The 19,809-nt window shown below is 65.4% G+C and carries 15 protein-coding genes; 8 read left to right on the forward strand and 7 right to left on the reverse strand.

The window, feature by feature from the left end:
• Nucleotides 1-94: 94 nt before the first annotated feature.
• Nucleotides 95-1,222 (forward strand): non-hydrolyzing UDP-N-acetylglucosamine 2-epimerase, encoded by a 1,128-nt coding sequence (wecB, locus tag SCA01S_RS19080; RefSeq protein WP_157089045.1) that lies wholly within the window; start codon nucleotides 95-97, stop codon nucleotides 1,220-1,222.
• A 143-nt stretch (nucleotides 1,223-1,365) separates the two neighbouring features.
• On the opposite strand, the gene SCA01S_RS19085 is transcribed toward wecB, so the two are convergent.
• The 3 genes from SCA01S_RS19085 to katG all read right to left on the reverse strand — a co-directional run bounded on the left by SCA01S_RS19085 (nucleotide 1,366) and on the right by katG (nucleotide 5,198).
• Nucleotides 1,366-2,475, reverse strand: a complete 1,110-nt coding sequence (locus tag SCA01S_RS19085) for an acyltransferase family protein (protein ID WP_084391133.1) — start codon at nucleotides 2,473-2,475, stop codon at nucleotides 1,366-1,368.
• 179 nt (nucleotides 2,476-2,654) lie between these two features.
• On the reverse strand, nucleotides 2,655-2,795 hold the full coding sequence (locus SCA01S_RS22385; protein ID WP_157089046.1) for a hypothetical protein: 141 nt from the start codon (nucleotides 2,793-2,795) through the stop codon (nucleotides 2,655-2,657).
• Between the two features lie 189 nt (nucleotides 2,796-2,984).
• Entirely contained in the window at nucleotides 2,985-5,198 is a 2,214-nt protein-coding gene (gene katG, locus SCA01S_RS19090; RefSeq protein ID WP_412103058.1) for a catalase/peroxidase HPI, read from the reverse strand.
• 177 nt (nucleotides 5,199-5,375) lie between these two features.
• On the opposite strand from katG, the gene SCA01S_RS19095 reads away from it, so the two are divergent.
• The gene (locus SCA01S_RS19095; protein ID WP_062788248.1) at nucleotides 5,376-6,389 is read left to right on the forward strand and encodes an NAD(P)H-dependent flavin oxidoreductase; all 1,014 of its coding nucleotides are present in this window, start codon (nucleotides 5,376-5,378) and stop codon (nucleotides 6,387-6,389) included.
• A 43-nt stretch (nucleotides 6,390-6,432) separates the two neighbouring features.
• Complete coding sequence (locus tag SCA01S_RS19100; protein ID WP_062788250.1) at nucleotides 6,433-7,641, forward strand: MFS transporter; 1,209 nt, start codon at nucleotides 6,433-6,435, stop codon at nucleotides 7,639-7,641.
• Between the two features lie 27 nt (nucleotides 7,642-7,668).
• Here SCA01S_RS19100 and SCA01S_RS19105 read toward each other — a convergent pair whose 3' ends face one another.
• Nucleotides 7,669-8,304, reverse strand: coding sequence for an HNH endonuclease (locus SCA01S_RS19105; protein ID WP_022677941.1), 636 nt, complete (start codon nucleotides 8,302-8,304; stop codon nucleotides 7,669-7,671).
• 184 nt (nucleotides 8,305-8,488) lie between these two features.
• On the reverse strand, nucleotides 8,489-9,925 hold the full coding sequence (locus SCA01S_RS19110) for a M20/M25/M40 family metallo-hydrolase (protein ID WP_084391135.1): 1,437 nt from the start codon (nucleotides 9,923-9,925) through the stop codon (nucleotides 8,489-8,491).
• A gap of 149 nt (nucleotides 9,926-10,074) precedes the next feature.
• Between SCA01S_RS19110 and gyrB the strand changes: the two genes are divergently transcribed.
• Nucleotides 10,075-12,600 (forward strand): DNA topoisomerase (ATP-hydrolyzing) subunit B, encoded by a 2,526-nt coding sequence (gene gyrB / locus SCA01S_RS19115; RefSeq protein ID WP_062788251.1) that lies wholly within the window; start codon nucleotides 10,075-10,077, stop codon nucleotides 12,598-12,600.
• A gap of 5 nt (nucleotides 12,601-12,605) precedes the next feature.
• Nucleotides 12,606-12,854, forward strand: coding sequence for a hypothetical protein (locus SCA01S_RS19120; RefSeq protein ID WP_062788253.1), 249 nt, complete (start codon nucleotides 12,606-12,608; stop codon nucleotides 12,852-12,854).
• 70 nt (nucleotides 12,855-12,924) lie between these two features.
• Here the strand turns inward: SCA01S_RS19120 and SCA01S_RS19125 are convergent, their stop codons facing one another.
• Nucleotides 12,925-13,923 carry an agmatine deiminase family protein gene (locus tag SCA01S_RS19125; protein ID WP_062788255.1) on the reverse strand — a complete coding sequence of 333 codons (999 nt, stop codon included), beginning with the start codon at nucleotides 13,921-13,923 and terminating at the stop codon, nucleotides 12,925-12,927.
• A gap of 9 nt (nucleotides 13,924-13,932) precedes the next feature.
• On the reverse strand, nucleotides 13,933-15,588 hold the full coding sequence (locus SCA01S_RS19130) for a M28 family metallopeptidase (protein WP_084391136.1): 1,656 nt from the start codon (nucleotides 15,586-15,588) through the stop codon (nucleotides 13,933-13,935).
• A gap of 126 nt (nucleotides 15,589-15,714) precedes the next feature.
• Between SCA01S_RS19130 and glnE the strand changes: the two genes are divergently transcribed.
• From glnE to SCA01S_RS19145, 3 genes are read left to right on the forward strand one after another with little or no spacing between them, the layout of a single operon-like run.
• Nucleotides 15,715-18,423, forward strand: coding sequence for a bifunctional [glutamate--ammonia ligase]-adenylyl-L-tyrosine phosphorylase/[glutamate--ammonia-ligase] adenylyltransferase (glnE, locus tag SCA01S_RS19135; protein ID WP_062788257.1), 2,709 nt, complete (start codon nucleotides 15,715-15,717; stop codon nucleotides 18,421-18,423).
• Nucleotides 18,424-18,426: 3 nt separating this feature from the next.
• Nucleotides 18,427-18,900 (forward strand): peroxiredoxin, encoded by a 474-nt coding sequence (locus SCA01S_RS19140; RefSeq protein ID WP_062788258.1) that lies wholly within the window; start codon nucleotides 18,427-18,429, stop codon nucleotides 18,898-18,900.
• Between the two features lie 10 nt (nucleotides 18,901-18,910).
• Nucleotides 18,911-19,711, forward strand: coding sequence for a ferritin-like domain-containing protein (locus SCA01S_RS19145; protein WP_062788260.1), 801 nt, complete (start codon nucleotides 18,911-18,913; stop codon nucleotides 19,709-19,711).
• The last annotated feature ends 98 nt before the right edge of the window (nucleotides 19,712-19,809 follow it).

Here is a 19,809-nt window from a genome sequence, read left to right on the forward strand (position 1 = left end):
GCCCGGTCTGGCCCTAGCGGCTCCAGATCCGATATAGTCCTTACGTGCGTCCCCTTATCCGGCGCTTAAGATTCGCCCTATAAAGCGCAGCATGATGACCCAGCGCACCCCCAAAACCATCCTCCTCGTCTTCGGCACCCGGCCCGAGGCCATCAAGATGTTTCCCGTGGTGCACGCCCTGCGCGCCGATCCGCGCTTTCGCGTGGTCACCTGCGTCACCGCGCAGCATCGCGGCATGCTGGACCAGGTGCTGGCGATTGCCGGCATCACCCCCGATCACGATCTCGATCTGATGCGCCCCAACCAGACGCTCGACGGGCTCACCGCCGCGCTATTGACCGAAATCGGCAAGGTGATGGACGCGGAAAAGCCCGATTGGGTGGTGGTTCAGGGCGATACCGCGACGGCCATGGCAGGGGCCCTGGCGGCCTATTATCGCAAGATCGCGGTGGCCCATGTCGAGGCTGGCCTGCGCAGCCACAATATCTATCACCCCTGGCCCGAAGAGGTGAACCGCAAGATCATCGGCACCATCGCCGCGCTGCATTTCGCCCCTACAGAGACGGCGGCCGACGCGCTGCGCGCTGAAAATGTCGCTCCCGCCACGATCCACGTCACCGGCAACACCGTGATCGATGCGCTGCACTGGGTCACCGCCAGGATCACGGCCGAACCGGGCCTGGCTGGCGGTCTCGCTGCCCTGGAAAGCCGCTTTGCCGGCAAGCGCCTGATCGGCGTGACCAGCCACCGCCGCGAAAACTTTGGCGGCGGGCTTGAGGCGATTGCCCAGGCGATCCGCACCCTGGCGGCCCGGCCCGACGTTGCCCTGATCTTTCCGGTGCACCCCAATCCCAACGTGCGCGCCGTGATGGATGCAGCGCTTGCCGGCCTGCCCAACGTCGCCTTGATCGAGCCGCTCGATTATCCCCATTTCGCCCGCCTCCTGGCAATCAGCGAGATCATGCTGACCGACAGCGGCGGCGTGCAGGAAGAAGCCCCGGCGCTGGGCAAACCCGTCTTGGTGATGCGCGAAACCACCGAGCGGCCGGAAGGCGTCGCTGCCGGCACGGCCCGCCTGGTGGGCACCGACGCCGCACGCATCGTGGCCGAGGCCAGCACCCTGCTCGATGATCCCGCCGCCTATGCCGCCATGGCCCGCGCCCACAACCCCTTCGGCGACGGCCATGCCGCCGCGCGCATCACGGCGCTCTTGGCGGGGTGAAGTGGGAAGCGCGCCGGGCGGGGCTGCCGGTGGCGACGTTTCCAAACGTGCGGCGAAGAACGGATGTGAGGCGAACGTCGGCTCCAGGAAGAGCTGCACTTCCGGCTTCACACCTGCCGGTCATCCCCGTTTGCCTATTCTTTTCAGGCAGGGGAAGGCTGTGGAAGGCGGTGCATAATCGCGGCGCGCAAGTGCTTTCTAAGCGGCACGTCGACCCAGGAATGAAACATCAGCGCAATGGCGATCGCCACAAAGGCAAAGGCAATTCCGGTGTACGGCGCGTATGGATCGAGATAGGCCCCAAACGCAACATGGCTGATCTGATAGAGGGGCGAGTGCAGGGCATATAGGGGGAAGGATATCTCTCCCAACAGCATCATTGCCCCCAGAATCTTTCCTTTTACCGATATGCGGACCGAAAAATATACGATCAGCGGGAAGAGTATTGCCACTGCAAAGAGGCCATACATGGCTTCAAACCTGGCATCGATTGCTACCACTTGAATTGCGATCGAGGCGCAAATCGCAGCCACGGCAAGCAATGGGCTGTCATAAGTGCGTCGATTGCCGTTTCGCAAATCAAGCCGATAGATAAGAACGCCGACCAGAAACGAAAAAAGTACCCGGGGAAACCCGAATAGGAATGTCTTTTTCCCCCAGCCTAGATCCATCGCCTTGGGTGAGGTGGTGGCGCCATATATTAGGATCAGAAGTGACAAGATCGTGATGATGATAATCGTCCGGTTGTTCAGAATTTTTACAAACTTTGCATAGAAAAAGTTGGCAAAAAACTCGAAAAATAAAGACCAGGATGGATTGTTGAGCGGATAGGGCGGCAGCCCCCTCACAGGGAGAGGCAGCATGACCAGCGCAAGAATTACGGATAGCGCCAGAATGTTGTTCTGCACCGTTCCGGTAAAGAAAAGTGCCACGAGGCCGATAAGGCTGCCGATCAGGTACAGCGGAAAAATGCGAATGACGCGCAGCACCGCAAACTCTTTGAAACTCATCCTTTCGGAAGTGAGCTTTTGTTCATAGGAGTTCGCGATGACAAAACCGCTGAGCACAAAAAACAGGTCGACGGCGAGATAGCTCATCTGGAAATTGATGGGTGGCCCGTATGTAGGGATATGGCGGAATAGCACCAGTATCGCGGCCGCCCCACGCAAGCCTTCCAAAACCGGATAAAATTTCTTGCCACCTGGTATCCGAACGTCGCCGGATTCCGTTGCCCCGTTCGATATCGCCCCCATGAATTTCCCCGTGCCAGCGCAACAAATGATTTAAATCCGAAACGAATTAATCATTCGCGAAAAATGCTGCAATGCGCAAGGAAATGCGGGATCGGTCTGCCTTGTTTTTTCGAACCAAGGAGGGACGATGGTTTGGCCCAGGCCAGAGGGAATCGTCATCTTGCCCGGACGGCAGAGCGCTATTTCCGCCGGTTGCGCCAGATCATCACGCCTGCCATCGGGAGAGCGATTGCTACAGCGACGAGCGCGGCAACCTTCGCAGCGGCGAGGGCAATTCCCGAAAGCAGGAACAGCACGATTTCCAGCGTGGCTTTCAACATGGGCGGGGCAAGCAGCGCTGCATCCCGTGGCAACGGGGGAAGGGCGCAGCCTGTGCCCGGCAAACCTGAAACTGCCACGCGACCATCAAAAACCCCGCCTCTGTCCGGCTGGGGATACCGGAAAAAGGCGGGGCGGTAAGCTTGAAAGCGGCACCAAAAGGGGATGGTGCCGCTTTCTTGCCAACCTTGTCAGGCTGTCAGGTCGAAGCGATCGGCGTCCATCACCTTGGCCCAGGCCGCTACAAACGCGTCAACGAACGGCTTTTCCGCGTCATCGGTGGCATAGGCTTCGGCCAGGGCGCGCAGTTCGGAATTGGCGCCAAAGATCAGGTCAACCCGCGTCGCGCCATGCCGGGATTCGCCGGTCTTGCGGTCGAACGCGGTGAACACGCCATCCCCGGTTTCCTGCCAGCGCATCGCCGTGGTGGCCGCCAGCAGGTTGCGGAAGAAGTCATTGGTCAGCATGCCCACCCGATCGGTGAACTGGCCCAGCTTGCTGTCGCCGTGGTTGGCGCCCAGCACGCGCAGCCCGCCGACCAGCACGGTCATCTCTGGCGCGGTCAGGCCCAGCAGTTGCGCGCGGTTGACCAGCAGTTCTTCCTGGCTGCGGCGGTGCGGGCCGGCGGCATAGTTGCGAAAGCCGTCATGCCGGGGTTCCAGCACGGCAAAGCTGGCCGCGTCGGTCTGCGCATCGCTGGCATCGGTGCGGCCGGGCGTGAACGGCACCGAGACATAGTGGCCGGCCGCCCGCGCTGCCGCTTCCACCCCGGCGTTGCCCGCCAGCACGATCAGATCTGCCAGGCTCACCTTGCGGCCATCGCGGGCTTCGCCATCGAACGATGCCTTGATCGTGCGCAGCACGTCGAGCACGCGGGCAAGCTCGGCCGGCTCGTTCACCGCCCAATCCTTTTGCGGCGCCAGGGCGATGCGCGCGCCATTGGCACCGCCGCGCTTGTCGGACTGGCGGAAGGTGGAGGCGCTGGCCCACGCCGTCTTGACCAGGTCCGTCACCGAGAGACCGCTGTTGAGCACCCGTGCCTTGAGCGTGTCGATATCGGCCGCCGTCACCAGGGGGTGATCTACCGCCGGCACCGGGTCCATCCAGATGCGCGGGGTTTGCGGCACGTCCTTGCCCAGATAGCGTGCGTGAGGCCCCATGTCGCGATGGGTCAGCTTGAACCACGCCTCGGCAAAGACGCGGGCAAACTTGTCCGGGTTGGCGTGGAAGTCCCTGGAAATCGCCAGGTAAGCCGGATCGGTGATCAACGCGATATCGCTGGTGAACATCATCGGCTGGTGCCGGCGCGTGGCATCATGCGCGTCGGGCACGGTGCCCGCGCCAGCGTCGCCCTTGGGCTTCCACTGGTGCGCGCCCGCCGGGCTGACGGTCAATTCCCAGTCATAGCCGAACAGCGCATCGAAATAGCCGTTGTCCCAGGCAATCGGATTGGTCGTCCACGCGCCTTCCAGGCCGCTGGTGATCGCGTCCACGCCCATGCCGCTGCCGTGCGTGCTGATCCAGCCCAGCCCCTGGGCCAGGATGTCCGCGCCTTCCGGGGCAGCGCCGATTGCGGCGGCGTCACCCGCGCCGTGCGCCTTGCCAAAGGTGTGGCCACCGGCGATCAGCGCCACGGTTTCCTCGTCGTTCATCGCCATGCGGGCAAAGGTTTCGCGAATGTCGCGCGCCGATCCCAGCGGATCGGGTTCGCCATTGGGCCCTTCCGGGTTCACATAGATCAGGCCCATCTGGACGGCGGCCAGCGGCTCTTCCAGTTCGCGATCGCCGCTATAGCGGGCGTCGGCCAGCCACTGGATTTCCGAACCCCAATAGATATCGGCCTCGCTTTCCCACACGTCTTCACGGCCACCGCCAAAGCCCACGGTGGGCAGGCCCATCGCTTCGAGCGCGCAATTGCCGGCCAGCACCATCAGGTCGGCCCAGCTCAGGCTGGCGCCATACTTCTGCTTCACCGGCCACAGCAGCAGGCGCGCCTTGTCGAGATTGACGTTGTCGGGCCAGGAATTGAGCGGGGCAAAGCGCTGCGTCCCCGAAGAGGCGCCGCCGCGCCCGTCAAACGTGCGATAGGTGCCCGCGCTGTGCCAGGCCATGCGGATGAACAGCGGGCCATAGTGGCCATAATCGGCCGGCCACCACTCTTGCGACGTGGTCATCAGTGCATTGATATCGGCTTTCACCGCGTCCAGATCGAGCCGGCCAAACGCCGCGCGATAGTCATGCCCATGGGGCATCGGATCGCTTTTGATGGAGTGCTGGCGCAGGATGCCCAGGTCTAGCCGGTTGGGCCACCAGGTCTGGTTGGTCTGGCTCTGCGCGATCGCTGCGGCGCTGGCGCCTTCATGGAACGGGCACTTCGAGGGGGCGGACATGGCTTGGCTCTCCATCAGGGGAAATTCGTCGTCCGCAGCCATAACGAGCATGTTTTGATCGTCTAAATGGATTAAAGCGCCCAGAGTAAGTTGAAATGGCGATCTATGGTACCGCTTCCCCCTTGCCCGGCCGGTTCCGGCACCGTAAAGCGCGGGCACTTTCTTCATCGCAGACGGGGCGATTTTTCACACATGACGGCCACTCCCAAGACTTCCGCGCTGATGGCGCGCGGCGCTGCCTTCCTGGGCACCGAGCACGCGATCCTGTGCGGTGCGATGAGCTGGGTTTCGGAACGGAACCTGGTGGCCGCGATCAGCAACGCCGGCGGCTTTGGCGTGATCGCCTGCGGCGCGATGACGCCCGACCTGCTCGATGCTGAAATCACCGGCACCAAGGCGCTTACGGCCAAGCCGTTCGGCGTCAACCTGATCACCATGCACCCCCTGCTGTTCGATCTGATCGCGGTGTGTGCAAAGCACGGCGTCGGCCACGTCGTGCTGGCCGGCGGCATTCCGCCCAAGGGCAGTGTCGAGGCGATCAAGGCGTTCGGCGCCAAGGTCATCGTCTTTGCGCCCACGATTGCGCTCGCCAAGAAGCTGTTCCGTTCCGGGGCTGACGCGCTGGTGATAGAGGGCAGCGAAGCGGGCGGCCACATCGGCCCGGTGTCCACCTCGGTGCTGGCGCAGGAATTCCTGCCCGCCCTGGCCGCCGATCACCTCGTCTTCGTGGCGGGCGGCATCGGCCGGGGCGAGGCGATTGCCTCCTACCTCGAAATGGGTGCGGCCGGGGTGCAACTCGGCACCCGCTTTGCCTGTGCCAGCGAATCGATCGCTCATCCCGCGTTCAAGGCGGCGTTCTTCCGCGGCAACGCGCGCGATGCGATTGCCTCGGTCCAGGTCGATCCACGCCTGCCGGTGATCCCGGTGCGCGCGCTCAAGAACAAGGGCACCGAGGAATTCACCGCCAAGCAGATCGAAGTGGCGCACAAGCTCGACGCCGGCGAACTCGACATGGCCGCCGCGCAGCTTGAAATCGAACATTTCTGGGCCGGCGCGCTGCGCCGCGCGGTGATCGATGGCGATGTGGAACGCGGCTCGGTCATGGCCGGCCAGTCGGTGGGCATGGTCACCAAGGAAGAGCCGGTGGCCACGATCATGGCCCAGCTGCTGGAAGAAAGCGAAGCCGCGCTGACCCGTCGCAGCTGAGGGCAGAGGGCAGGGGCCAGATAGCTTAGCCCGGGGGGATTTCATGACGCATCGCGCTTCGCTGAGCTTTGTCTTTGCCATCGTGCTGATCGACATGCTTGGCTTTGGCATCGTCATTCCGGTGTTTCCCGGGCTGATCATGCACCTTGCCCGCGTGTCGATTACCCAGGCGGCCGAATATGCCGGCTGGCTGGGCGCGGGCTATGCCGTGATGCAGTTCGTGTTCGCCCCGGTGATCGGCAACCTGTCCGATCGCTTCGGCCGGCGGCCGGTCCTGCTGGCGGCGGTCTTTGCCCTGGGTCTTGATTATCTGCTCCAGGCCTTTGCCCCGGCGATGAGTTGGCTGGTCGCCGGGCGGATCATCGCCGGCATCACCGGTGCCAGCTTCTCGGCCGCCTATGCCTATATCGCCGATGTCACCCCGCCGGAAAAGCGCGCGGCCAGCTTTGGCCTGATGGGCATGGCGTTCGGCATCGGCTTCGTCGCCGGGCCGGCGCTCGGCGGTCTGCTCGGCACCCTGGGCCCGCGTGTGCCGTTCATGGCGGCGGCCGGGCTCAGCTTTGCCAATTTCCTGTTCGGGCTGTTCACCTTGCGGGAATCGCTCGATGCCGATCATCGCCGGCCATTCGACTGGCGCCGTGCCAATGCGCTATCCAGTCTGCGCGCGCTCAAAGGGCAAAGCGCCCGCGTGTTGTGGTTCGTGGCGGCGCTGGGCGCATGGCAACTGGCCAACGTGGTCTATCCCGCGATCTGGACCTACATGGCGATTGCTGCCTATGGCTTTTCGACCAAGGCGGTGGGCCTCGCTCTCGCCGTCGTCGGATTGAGCGCCGCGTTGTTCCAGGGGCTGGGCATGCGCTATCTCTTGCCCCGGCTGGGAGAGCGGCGCGCGGTGATCATGGGCGTGGCCTCGCTCGCCACTTCTGCAGTGCTCTACTGCCTCGCGCACCAGGTCTGGCAGGTTTATCTCGCCATTGCGGTCGGCGCGTTCCAAGGCGCGGTGCAGCCTTCGATCTCTGCGATGAACAGCCGCGCGGTCGATGCGCGCAGCCAGGGCGAACTGCAAGGCGCGGTGCAGTCGATCGGCTCGATCGCGCAGATCATCGGCCCGCCGCTCTATGCCCAGACCCTTGCCCGGTTCAGTGGCCCGGGCGCTTTGATCGAATTGCCCACCATGCCGATGCTGGTGGCCGCGGTCATCGCGCTGGCGGCACTGGTGCTGTTCCTGAAAGGGGCGCGGCAGACCGCCTAAGGGCCGTTGCGACGGGCGGTCTAAGCGTCAGCTTTCTAGTTCGACGTCCCAATACAGCCAGTCGCGCCAGCTTTCGTGCAAATGCCCGGGCGGAAAGGCGCGGCCCTTTTCCTGCAATTGCCAGGTCGTGGGCCGGATCGGTTCTTCCATCAGGCGCATGTGCGCCTGGGCCGGGGTGCGGCCGCCTTTGGTCATGTTGCAGGGTGCGCAGGCGGTGGTGACGTTTTCCCAGGTGGTGCGCCCGCCCAGCCGGCGCGGGATCACGTGGTCGAACGTGAGGTTTTCGCCGCTGCCGCAGTATTGGCACACGAAGCGATCGCGCAGGAACAGGTTGAAGCGGGTGAAGGCGGGAAACTCGCTGGGCTTCACATATTGCCGCAGCGCGATCACCGAGGGAATCTTCATGTCCAGCGACGGGCTGTGCACCGCGCGGTCATAGGTGGCGATGATATCCACCCGTTCCAGGAACACCGCCTTGATCGCGGTTTGCCACGGCCACAGGCTGAGCGGGTAATAGCTGAGCGGCGTGTAATCGGCGTTGAGCACCAGCGCCGGGCAATTGTCGAGATGACGGTTGGATGCCAGCAAACGCGGCGTCGCGGCGCTATCGCCGCTGTGGGGCCTGGCCGCAGCCGCCCGCTCGATCAGCGCCTGGTGAAGCATGCTCCGCTCGCGCTCCTGTGCCAAATCGGCTTCCGCCTCGCTCGGGGCGAGGCATGAAGGACAGGCATGACCGCTTCATGACGCATGGGCATAACGAACACCTTTGTGCTGTTCCGGTCAAGGCCCGGCTGCCGTACCAAAAGGGCAGCCGGACTTTATCCACAGCTTGTCAACACCCCGCCGATCACCGTGCGTAGGCGTTCACCAGGTCATAGAGATAGGCGCGCCCGGTCAGCAGCGACTTGACCTCGATCCGCTCGTTCAGGCCATGCACGCCATTGCCATCGGGGTTGCCCCAGGGGCCAGGCACGCCATAGGTCGGGATGCCCACGGCCTCCAGGAAGATGCCGTCGGTGGCCCCGGTGGACATGTCGGGTACCACCGGCACGGCGGGGAAATACTGCGCGGACAGCTTTTCCATCGGGCCGATGATCTTGGGATCGAGCGCGGGCGCCTTGGCCAGCGGGCGCTGTGGCGGCACCAGGCTGACCGTGACGCCAGGATCGGCCACGACCTTTTGCAGCGCGGTCTGGATTTCTTCCACCGAATGGCCCGGGAAGATGCGGCAGTTGACGTTGGCCCCGGCGCGCTGGGGCAGGGCGTTGTTGGCATGCCCGCCGTCCAGCAGCGTGGCCACACAGGTGGTGCGCAGCTTGGAATGATAGGTGCGGTCGGTGTTCACCAGCTTTTCCGCCTCGGCAAAGGCTGGGCTGCCGATCGGGTTGCTGGCCAAGGCCTGCATCGCCTTGCCCATGGCATCGCCGCGCGCCGCCCCGGCCTTGGCAAAGAAGGCGCGGGTGGTGTCGCTCATCTCGGTGGGAAATTCATGGTCGCGCAGCCGGGCGAGCGCATCGGCCAGCTCGTAAATGGCGTTTTCGCGCACGGGGATAGAGCTGTGCCCGCCGGGATTGCGGGTTTCGAAGCGATAGTTCTGCACCGCCTTTTCGCCCACCTGGATCGACTGGTTGACGAGGTGGCCGCCTTCGGACAGGCCCTTGCCATCGGTATCGCCGCCGCCGCCTTCGTTAAGGGCAAACTCCGCATCGATCAGGTCGCGCTTGTTCTGGGCCAGCCACTGCGCGCCGTTGAACGCCCAGGTGGTTTCCTCGCCGCAAGTCAGCGCCATCTTCACCGTGCGCTTGAGCGGCTTGCCCGCCTTGAGGCGCGCCATCGTATCCACCCAGATCGCCGCCATCGATTTATCATCGGCGGTGCCGCGGCCATAGAAATAGCCACCTTCCTCGATCAGGGTGAAAGGATCGCGCTCCCAATCGGCGCGCTTGGCCTCCACCACGTCGAGATGGGCGAGCAGCAGGATCGGCTTGGCGGTCTTCGAGGTGCCGGGCAGCACGGCAACCAGCCCGCCATCCTTGGGGTGTTCGGGCGTGGAAAACAGCGTGAGCTGGCTGTCGGCATAGCCAGCTGCCTTGAGATGCGCCGCCATCCGCTCGGCCGCCAGCGTGCATGATCCGCTGCTGACCGTGGTATTGGTTTCGACCAGTTCCTTGTAAATGCTGCGGAACTGCGCCTCCCCGGCGTCTGGCGCGGTGGGCGCGGCCTGGGCCGCAGTGGCGGTGGCCATCGCCGCCAGGGCGATGGTCGAGATGGCGCTGCGCGTGATCAAAGGATTGCCCCCTTTTCCTGTTCGTTGCGCGCACCATGCCGCATGGCGCCGCGCATGCAAGAGACTTGGCGCAGCCCGCCTTGGGCCTGTGTAAAACAGGGCCAATTCGCTTGGGTTTTGCGGGTAAAGTGCCTATGTGCAAAACTATGGCCAGCACCAACGAAAATACCCCGAACACCAACTCCTACGGCGCCGACTCGATCAAGGTCCTCAAGGGCCTGGATGCGGTGCGCAAGCGTCCCGGCATGTACATCGGCGATACCGACGATGGCTCGGGCCTGCATCACATGGTCTTCGAAGTGTCGGACAACGCCATCGACGAGGCATTGGCCGGGCATTGCGACCTGGTGCTGATCGAGCTGAACCCCGATGGTTCGGTCTCGGTGGAAGACAACGGGCGCGGTATTCCCACCGGCATCCATGCCGAAGAAGGCGTTTCCGCCGCCGAAGTGATCATGACCCAGCTCCACGCCGGCGGGAAGTTCGAGAACACGTCTGACGACAACGCCTACAAGGTGTCGGGCGGCCTGCACGGCGTGGGCGTCTCGGTGGTCAATGCCCTGTCGGAATGGCTGGAGCTGACGATCTGGCGCGAAGGCCAGGAACACTGGATGAAGTTTGCCCATGGCGATGCCGTGGCGCCGCTCAAGGTGACCGGCCCGGCACCGACGGCGGACAACGGCAAGCCCAAGAAGGGCACCCGCGTCACCTTCTTTGCCAGCCACGACACGTTCAAGAACGTGACCGAGTTCGATTTCGACAAGCTCGAACACCGCTATCGCGAACTCGCCTTCCTCAATTCTGGTGTGCGCATCCTGCTGCGCGACAAGCGCCATGAAGAGGTCAAGGAACATGATCTCTATTACGAGGGCGGCATTGCGGCCTTCGTGAAATACCTCGATCGCAACAAGCAGGCGCTGATCCCCGAACCGATCGCCATTTCGGCGATGCGCGACGGCATCGGCATCGACGTGTCGCTGGAATGGAACGACAGCTATTACGAAAACGTGCTGTGTTTCACCAACAACATCCCGCAGCGCGATGGCGGTACCCATCTGGCCGCATTCCGCGCCGCGCTGACCCGCACGCTCAACGGCTATGCCGATCGCTCGGGCCTGCTCAAGAAGGAAAAGGTCTCGCTCTCGGGCGATGACATGCGCGAAGGGCTCACCGCGATCGTCTCGGTCAAGCTGCCTGATCCGAAGTTTTCCAGCCAGACCAAGGACAAGCTGGTTTCCTCCGAAGTGCGCCAGCCGCTTGAAAGCCTGATGGCCGACAAGATGAGCGAATGGCTGGAGGAAAACCCGGCCCATGCCAAGTCGGTGATCCTCAAGGTGATCGACGCCGCTGCCGCGCGCGAGGCCGCGCGCCGTGCCCGCGAACTGACCCGCCGCAAGGGCGCGATGGACATCGCCAGCCTGCCCGGCAAGCTGGCCGATTGCCAGGAACGCGACGCCAGCAAGTGCGAACTGTTCCTGGTCGAAGGGGACTCGGCCGGTGGCAGCGCCAAGCAGGGCCGTGACCGCAAGACGCAGGCGATCCTGCCCTTGCGCGGCAAGATCCTCAACGTGGAGCGCGCGCGGTTCGATCGCATCATTTCCTCGCGCGAAGTGGGCACGCTGATCCAGGCGATGGGCACCGGCATCCGCGATGAATTCAACCTGGAAAAGCTGCGCTATCACAAGATCGTGATCATGACCGACGCCGACGTCGACGGCGCGCATATCCGCACCTTGCTGCTCACCTTCTTCCACCGCCAGATGCCCGACATCATCCGGGCCGGGCACCTCTTCATCGCCCAGCCGCCGCTCTACAAGGTCGCCAAGGGACGCAGCGAAGTCTATCTCAAGGACAACGCCGCGCTCGATCGCTACCTGGTGGAGGCCGGTACCACGGGCCGCATCCTGGAAACCCAGGGTGGCGCGCGCGGCAGCCAGGAACTGGCGGAGCTGGTCGATCACGCGTTGCGCCTGCGCAACCTCATGGCCTTCGTGCCGCGTCGCTACAACCCGGATATCGTGGAAGCGCTGGCGCTGGCCGGTGCGCTCGATCCCGATCTCTCGGCCGATGCCCGCATCGCCGCGCTGGCCAATGCCGCAAGCTGGCTGGATCGTGGCGATCCCGAGGCGCAGTGGGCGGCGCAGATGAGTGAGGATGGCGGCTATCACATCCAGCGCGCCTGGCGCGGGGTGACCGACCATCACATGATCGAGGCCGGCTTCCTGACCAGTGCCGAAGCGCGCAAGCTCGCCCGCCTCGCGGCCGAACACGCCGATGTCTATGCCGGTGTTGCCCGCCTGGTGCGTGCCGGCGCTGCGCCGGCCGAGCCGGAAAGCACGGGCGCCACCGATGGCGAGGAAGCCCCCGCCGCCGCGGCCCGGGCCGACAGCAAGGACGCCGGCATCACCCGGCCTTCGCAACTGCTCGAAGCGGTCATGGCCAATGGCCGCAAGGGCCTGTCGATCCAGCGCTACAAGGGCCTGGGTGAAATGAACGCCGAACAGCTGTGGGAAACCACGCTCGATCCGGAAGTCCGTTCGCTGCTCCAGGTCAAGGTGGAAGACGCCGACGTGACCGACGAGATCTTTACCCGCCTGATGGGCGACGTGGTCGAGCCGCGCCGCGATTTCATTCAGGAAAACGCCCTCAACGTGGCCAACCTGGACGTCTGATCACCATGAGCACTGCCACCATCCCCTGGGACCAGGCCGCCACGATGATCGATCTGGAAGGCCGCACGCCGATCATCGGCACGATCCGCGAATGTGCGCTGCACTTCTCGCTCTACAAGCCGCACGCCCGTGAAAACGCCCGTGTGCTGCTGACCGTGCCGATCCACCGCGAAGGGCGCAAGACCCGCACCTGGCTGCTTGATCCGCCGGAAATCGCCGAGCTGGCCGAACGCCTGGCACGCGAGACGCAGTAACCCGGCCCAATATGCCGGCAAGGCCCTGTCCCGCCCGATCATTTCATGGGCGGGACAGGGCGATGCTTCGTCAGGCCGAGGGCATCTGCTGGCTGGCGCAGTGGAAACCACCACCACCCACCAGCACCGCATCGCCCATCACACCGATCGTGGCGCGGCTGGGGAACAGCGCGCCGATGGCCTCCACGCCAGCTTCGTCGTGGACCGAGCCAAAAATCGGCACGATCACCGCATGGCTGGTGATCACAAAGTTCATGTAGCTGGCCGGCTGGATCATGCCGCCCCATTCGATGCGCCCCGGTGAGGGCACTTCGATCACCTCTACCCCGGCATCGCGGGCACGCGCGGCGGCATCGGCATAGATCGCGGCATTGGGATCGTCCGAGCCGGTGGCACGGGGCAGGGCCAGGCGATTGGCGCCGACAAAGCGGGCCAGGTTGTCCACGTGTCCATCGGTGTGGTCGTTGATCAGCCCGTCGCCCAGCCACAGCACGCGGGTATAGCCCAGGTCACGCTTGAGGCGCATTTCCAGGTCGGCGCGTGACAGGTGCGGGTTGCGATTGGGGTTGAGCAGGCACTGCTCGGTGGTGGCAACAAGGCCGGTGCCATCGCCATCCAGCGCGCCGCCTTCCAGCACCCAGTCGGCCTTGCTGGCCGGCAGCCCGGCATCGGCGGCCAGGGTGGCACCGATCTCCTGGTCTCCAGGCATCAGGTACTTGCCGCCCCAGCCGTTGAAGCCAAATAGCTGCGCGCGGCGCCCACCGGCACCATCGGCCACCACCAGCGGCCCGGTATCGCGCAGCCATACGTCGCCATAGACGCGCTGTTCGATCTTGACGGAGGCGCTGGCCAGCCGCTCGGCGCGCATGCGGTTGGCTGCATCGCGCACTACCAGGCGCACTTCCTGGCCGCTTTCGGCCACGGCGCTGGCAAACGCGGCGATCTGCTCCTGCGCGCGGTCGATCACGCCCGACCATTCTTCGGCCAGGTGGGGGAAACCCACCCAGAGCCAGTCCTGCGGGGCGAATTCGGGGGGCATCATGCCGCCCGTCGGGTTCTCGTCGTTCATGGCCACGGCTTACTTGGCGCCGGTTACGGTGGCGCGGCTGGCATCGCGAATGGCGCGGAATTCGTCGCCCTGATGCCAGTTGGGCCAGGTGGTGCCAGTGGCCAGCACACGGCCAAGCCGGTAATACAGCTCCACCTCCTGCGCCATGCCGGTCATGTCCCAGCTGTCGGAATATTCGTCCGACGGCTGGTGATAGCGATGCTCGACATAGTCTTCGGTGGCAGCCTCGCCGGCCTTCTTGCCGCCGTTGATCAGGTCGGTGCCCCGGCCCACGGCAAACATCGGCACGCCGCGCTTGGCCAGGCTGAAGTGATCCGACCGGTAATAGTGGCCACGCTCGGGATGATCCTCGGGCGTTTCGGTCAAGTGCATCTGCGCTTCTACCTGGCGCAGGATCGCGGTGAGGTCAGACTTGTCGCCCCCGGTCACCTGCACGTCGCGCGTGGGGCCGATCAGCGACAGCGCGTCCATGTTCACGCCGCCCACGGTGCGGGCCAGCGGATAGACCGGATGCTGGGCATAGTATTCCGAACCGAGCAGGCCGGATTCCTCCAGCGTCCAGGCGGCAAAGACCTGGGTGCGCGGGGTGGGGCCGGCGCGGCGGTTCATGTCGGCCAGTGCCACCAGCGCGCCCACTCCACTGGCATTGTCGATCGCGCCGTTGCAGATATCGTCTCCGCGCGCATCGGGCTTGCAATGGCCCAGATGGTCCCAGTGGCCGGAATAGAGCACATATTCGTTGGCCCGCGTCGTGCCCGGGATCACGCCGATCACGTTGTGCGAGGTGCTGTGCGTGACGGTGTTGTCAAACGACAGGCTGGCCTTCGCCCCCAGCGGAACGGCGTGAAAGCCCTTCTGCTTGGCTGCGACCGAAAGCGCGGCAAAGTCCTTGCCAGCGGCCTGGAAGATCGCCTCGGCCACCGGGCGGCGAATCCAGCCATTGGCTTCGGTCTGGTCCATGCCCTTGTTGGCGCTGGCCACGAAATTGCCGGTGCCGCCGCTCGATTCCAGCACGTTCCAGCCATAGGCGGCGGGGAAGGTGTCGTGCACGATCAGCGCGGCCTTGGCGCCATGGCGCGCGGCTTCGGCATACTTGTAGGGCCAGCGGCCATACCAGGTCATGCGGCGGCCCTTGAACAGGCCCTGTTCGTCGGCGTTTTCATAATCCGGGTCGTTGACCAGGATCACCGCGATCTTGCCCTTCATATCGACGCCGGCATAATCGTCCCAGCCCAGTTCGGGCGCGGTGATGCCATAGCCGACGAAGACCAGCTCGCTGGCATCGATCGCGGTGTGGTCTGCCTCGCGATAGGAACCCACCACGAAATCGGCGCCCGGCTTGAACGACAGGCTGCCCACCGTCAGCGGGCTGATGTTCTTGGCCGCGATCGTCACCATCGGCACGGGCTGCAACCACTCACCCTTGTTGCCGGGCTTGAGGCCGGCGGCCTTGAAGCGGGTGATGATCGCGTCGAGCACGGCCTGTTCCTTGGGCCCGCTGGGCGCGCGGCCTTCCAGTTCGTCTGATGCCAGCGTCTTGATCGCTTCGCGCATCATCGGCACCGGCACGGTCGGCACCTTGGGCGCCGGGGCGGCAAATGCGGGAACAGCCAGGGCAGAGGCCAGCAACGCGGTGGCCATGCGGCGGCCGAGGGAAACATGCATGGTCAGATCCTTGCTATGGGATAACGCCGCGCCAAGGGGGAAGGCGCAGCTCATGCCGGCTACTTGGCAGAGCCGGCCGGCTGGGGCAAGACGACCCACGGTGCGGCAACGAGAGAGGGAGCTTGCGTGCGGCAAGGAATTGATTGGGACCATGCGCTTGTCCTTGCCCGCCGGCACACCACGTTCCTGGCCCGCGCGCTCGACCGCCAGCCCGAGGTGGCCACGCTGCTCGCGCAGGGTGAGATCGAAGCGGCACTGGCGCATGCGCGCCTGGCCGGGCAGGGCGTGGACGATGTCGGGATTGCCTTGCGGCGCGAACGCCTGGCCCTGGCGCTGGCCCTGGCGGTGGGCGATATCGCCGGCGCGCTGCCGCTCATGCGCGTGGTGCAGGCGCTGTCAGACTTTGCCGATCGCGCGCTCGATGCCGCCATCGCCGCCGCCATTGCCCGGCGCGCGCCCGATGTTGCGCCAGTAGGCTTTTCCGCCATCGGCCTGGGCAAGCACGGCGCGCAAGAGCTGAACTACTCGTCGGATATCGATCCCATCCTGCTCTACGATCCCGACGTGCTGCCGCGCCGCCCGCGCGACGAACCGGGTGAGGCGGCGCAGCGTGTGGCGCGCGGGGTGGTTGAACTGCTCTCGACGATCACCGAGGAAGGCTATGTCTTCCGCATCGACCTGCGGCTGCGCCCGGCATCGGAAGTCAGCCCGCTGGCCATCCCGTTCGAAGGGGCGATCACCCATTACGAATCGAGCGCGCTCGCCTGGGAACGTGCGGCCTATATCCGCGCCCGTGCCGCCGCCGGCGATGTCGCGCGCGGCCAGGCTTTCCTCGATACGATCCGGCCGTTCGTGTGGCGGCGCAGCCTGGATTTCGGGGCGATCGCCGAAATCGGCCGGCTCACCGCGCGCATCCGCGATCACTATGCCGCCGGGCAGGTGGTCGGGCCGGGCTATGATCTCAAGCGCGGGCGCGGGGGCATCCGCGAAGTGGAATTCTTCGCTCAGACCCACCAGCTGATCCATGGCGGGCGCAATCCCGCGCTGCGCCTGCGCGGCACGCGCCCGGCCCTTGATGCCCTGGCGCAGGCGGGGATCATCTCTGCGGATGACGCGATGGTCATGGGCGAAAGCTATGACCGGCTGCGCGTGCTCGAACATCGCCTGCAGATGGTCGCCGATCAGCAGACCCATGCCCTGCCGCCGCAGCAGGCTGCGCTGGACAGCGTGGCGCAACTGGCCGGCCACGACGATGGCGCTGCGCTGATTGCCGAGGTGCAGGATATCTCGCAGGCAGTGGCGCAGCGGTTCGATGCCCTGCTGGCGATCATTTCGCCCACCGGCGCGGTGGCGGTGGACAACCGCAGCCTGGCGCAAGACCTGGCGGAGATGGGTTTTGCCGATGCCGAAGGGCTGGCCGGGCGGGTGGAAGCCTGGGACAGCGGCGCATTCCGCGCGCTGCGCAGCGACGAGGCCCGCGCCGCCTTTGCACGCGTGCGGCCGCAATTGCTGCAGGCCCTGGCCGAGGCGCCCGATCCCGATCATGCGCTGGCGCGGTGGGAACGGCTGCTGGCGGCGCTGCCATCGGCGATCAACGTGTTCCGCCTGCTCGAGGCGCGCCCCGGCCTGATGGCGGTGGTCATGCGCGTGCTCGCCCATGCCCCGACGCTGGCCGAAGACCTGGCGCGGCGGGCAGACCTGCTCGATACACTAATCGATCATTCCGCCTTCGCCCTGCCGGGCAGCGTCGATGATATCATTGCCACCCTGGCGCGGGGCGAGGTGGGGGATGATTACCAGCGCCTGCTCGATGCCGTGCGCCGCAAGGTGGGCGAACTGCGCTTTGCCTTGGGCGTGCAACTCGTCGAAGGGCTGCACCCGCCGCTGGCCGTGGCCGCCGCGCTCAGCCGCGTGGCCGAGGCCGCGATCAGCGTGCTCGGCAGTGCGACCGAGGCGGAGTTCATCCGTGTCCATGGCCAGGTGCCCGATGCGCGCATGGTCGTGCTCGGCCTGGGGCGGCTGGGCGGCGGCGCGCTCACCCATGCCTCCGATCTCGATCTGGTGTTCCTGTTTGGCGGGCCAGGCGATGCCTATGCCCGCGAATCCGACGGCGGCCGGCCGATCGGCGGCACGCTCTATTTCAACCGCCTGGCCCAGCGCATGATCGCGGCGCTATCGGTGCCTACGGCGGCCGGCGCGCTCTATGAAGTGGATACCCGGCTGCGCCCCTCTGGCGCGCAAGGGCCGATCGCGGTCAGCCTCGACAGTTTCGAACGCTATCAACGCGAAGACGCCTGGACCTGGGAACACATGGCGCTGTGTCGGGCCCGGCCCCTGTTCGGGCAGGCTGCCGATCGCGCCGCGCTGGCCGATATCGTGGGGCGCGTGCTGCGCCAATCGCGCGATCCGGGCGCGCTGCGGGACGACGTTCTGGCGATGCGCGCCGAAATGGCGCGGCACAAGCCGGCCAAGGGCCCGCTTGATGTGAAACTGGCGCGTGGTGGCCTGGTCGATCTCGAATTCCTCGCCCACTATCTGCAATTGCGCGATCACGTTGCGCTCGAACCCGACCTGAGCGCGGCGGTCTTGGCGCTGGAGGAGGCCGGCCTCCTGCCTGCCGGCCTGCGCGCGGCGCATGATCTTCTTGCCGGCCTGCTGGTGGTGGTGCGCCTGGTTGCCCCTGATGGCATGTTTCCGCCACAGGCCAGCCGTGCCATCGTGGCTGCTGCCTGTGGCCAGGAAAGCTGGGACGCCCTGCTTGACGCGGTGGCGCGGGCAAGACACCGCATTGCCGATGCCTGGGGCCAGGTCTTCGGGCAACCATTGGAGATTTGACGCATGAGCACTTTCCCCGGCGTGGGCGATCCGCTGCCCGATCTGCCGCTGACTGCCCCTGATGGCAGCGTGGTGAAGCCGTCCGATTTTGCCGGCCGCAAGCTGGTTGTGTTCTTCTATCCCAAGGACGATACGCCCGGCTGCACCACTGAGAACAAGGACTTTTCCGCGCTGGCCGATGAATTTGCCGCCGCCGGCACGGCGCTGCTCGGCGTGAGCAAGGACCCGCCCAAGAAGCACGAGAAGTTCATTGCCAAGCATGGCCTGGCAGCCCCGCTCGCCAGCGATGCCGAAGAAGGTGGCCTGTCCGATGCACTCGGCATCTGGACGGAAAAGTCGATGTATGGCCGCACCTACATGGGCATGGAGCGCACGACCTATCTGGTCGGTGCCGATGGCCGCATCGCCCAGGTGTGGAACAAGGTAAAGGTCAAGGATCACGCAGCGCAGGTTCTCGCCGCGGCCCAGGCGCTGTAACGCGCGCGGCATGACTGCATCGCTTCCCACTGTGGCGGCCGCGATTCGCGCCGCCATGTTGACCGCTGATCCGCGTGACAAAGCCATGGCCACCCGTGCCGTGGCGCGCGATTGGGCTGCCGGCCGCCTGGCTTTCGCCTTCGACGTGGCCATGCCCGATAGCCCGGCGCGCCCGGCCGAGCCGGAACTGCTGCCGCCCAACCGCATGCCCAAGCGCGGGCGCGGCGGTTCCGAGCGCGGGCGCCTCGCGCTGATCCATGCGCTGTGCCACATCGAATTCGTCGCGATCGACCTGGCGCTCGACGCTGCGGGGCGGTTCGGTGCCGAGCGCGGGCCGGATTTCGTCAGTGACTGGCTGGGCGTGGCGGCGGACGAGGCGATGCATTTCAGCCTGCTGGCCCGCCGCCTGCGCGCCCTGGGCAGCCTTTACGGCGCGATGCCGGCGCACGACGGGCTGTGGGATGCCGCGCGCGAAACCGCGCACGATGTTGCCGCCCGTCTCGCCGTGGTGCCCATGGTCCTGGAGGCGCGCGGTCTCGATGTCACGCCGCAAACCATTGCGCGGTTCGTGGCGGCAGATGATCACACCACCGCGCGCATCCTGCAGCGAATCGTTGACGACGAAGTGCGCCACGTTCGCTTCGGCACAAGCCATTTCGCCAAACTGTGCGAAGAGCGTGGTAAACCGGCACCGCAACTCTGGAAAACCCTGGTCGCGCAGCACTTCCGTGGCACCGTTAAGCCACCGTTCAACGACTCGGCGCGTCGTTCAGCCGGTCTGTCGTGCGAAATGATGGCGGCTCTTGCGTGATGGGGGCAGCCGCCGCTACCCCTCCGGCACGAGATCGGCGGGGGGTATCCACCAATCTCTGAACAAAGCTTGGCCAGCGATGTGGTTCCTGCCGCAGT

Origin of the sequence: Novosphingobium capsulatum NBRC 12533 (assembly GCF_001598375.1) — a bacterium.
Classification (GTDB): Bacteria; Pseudomonadota; Alphaproteobacteria; order Sphingomonadales; family Sphingomonadaceae; genus Novosphingobium; species Novosphingobium capsulatum.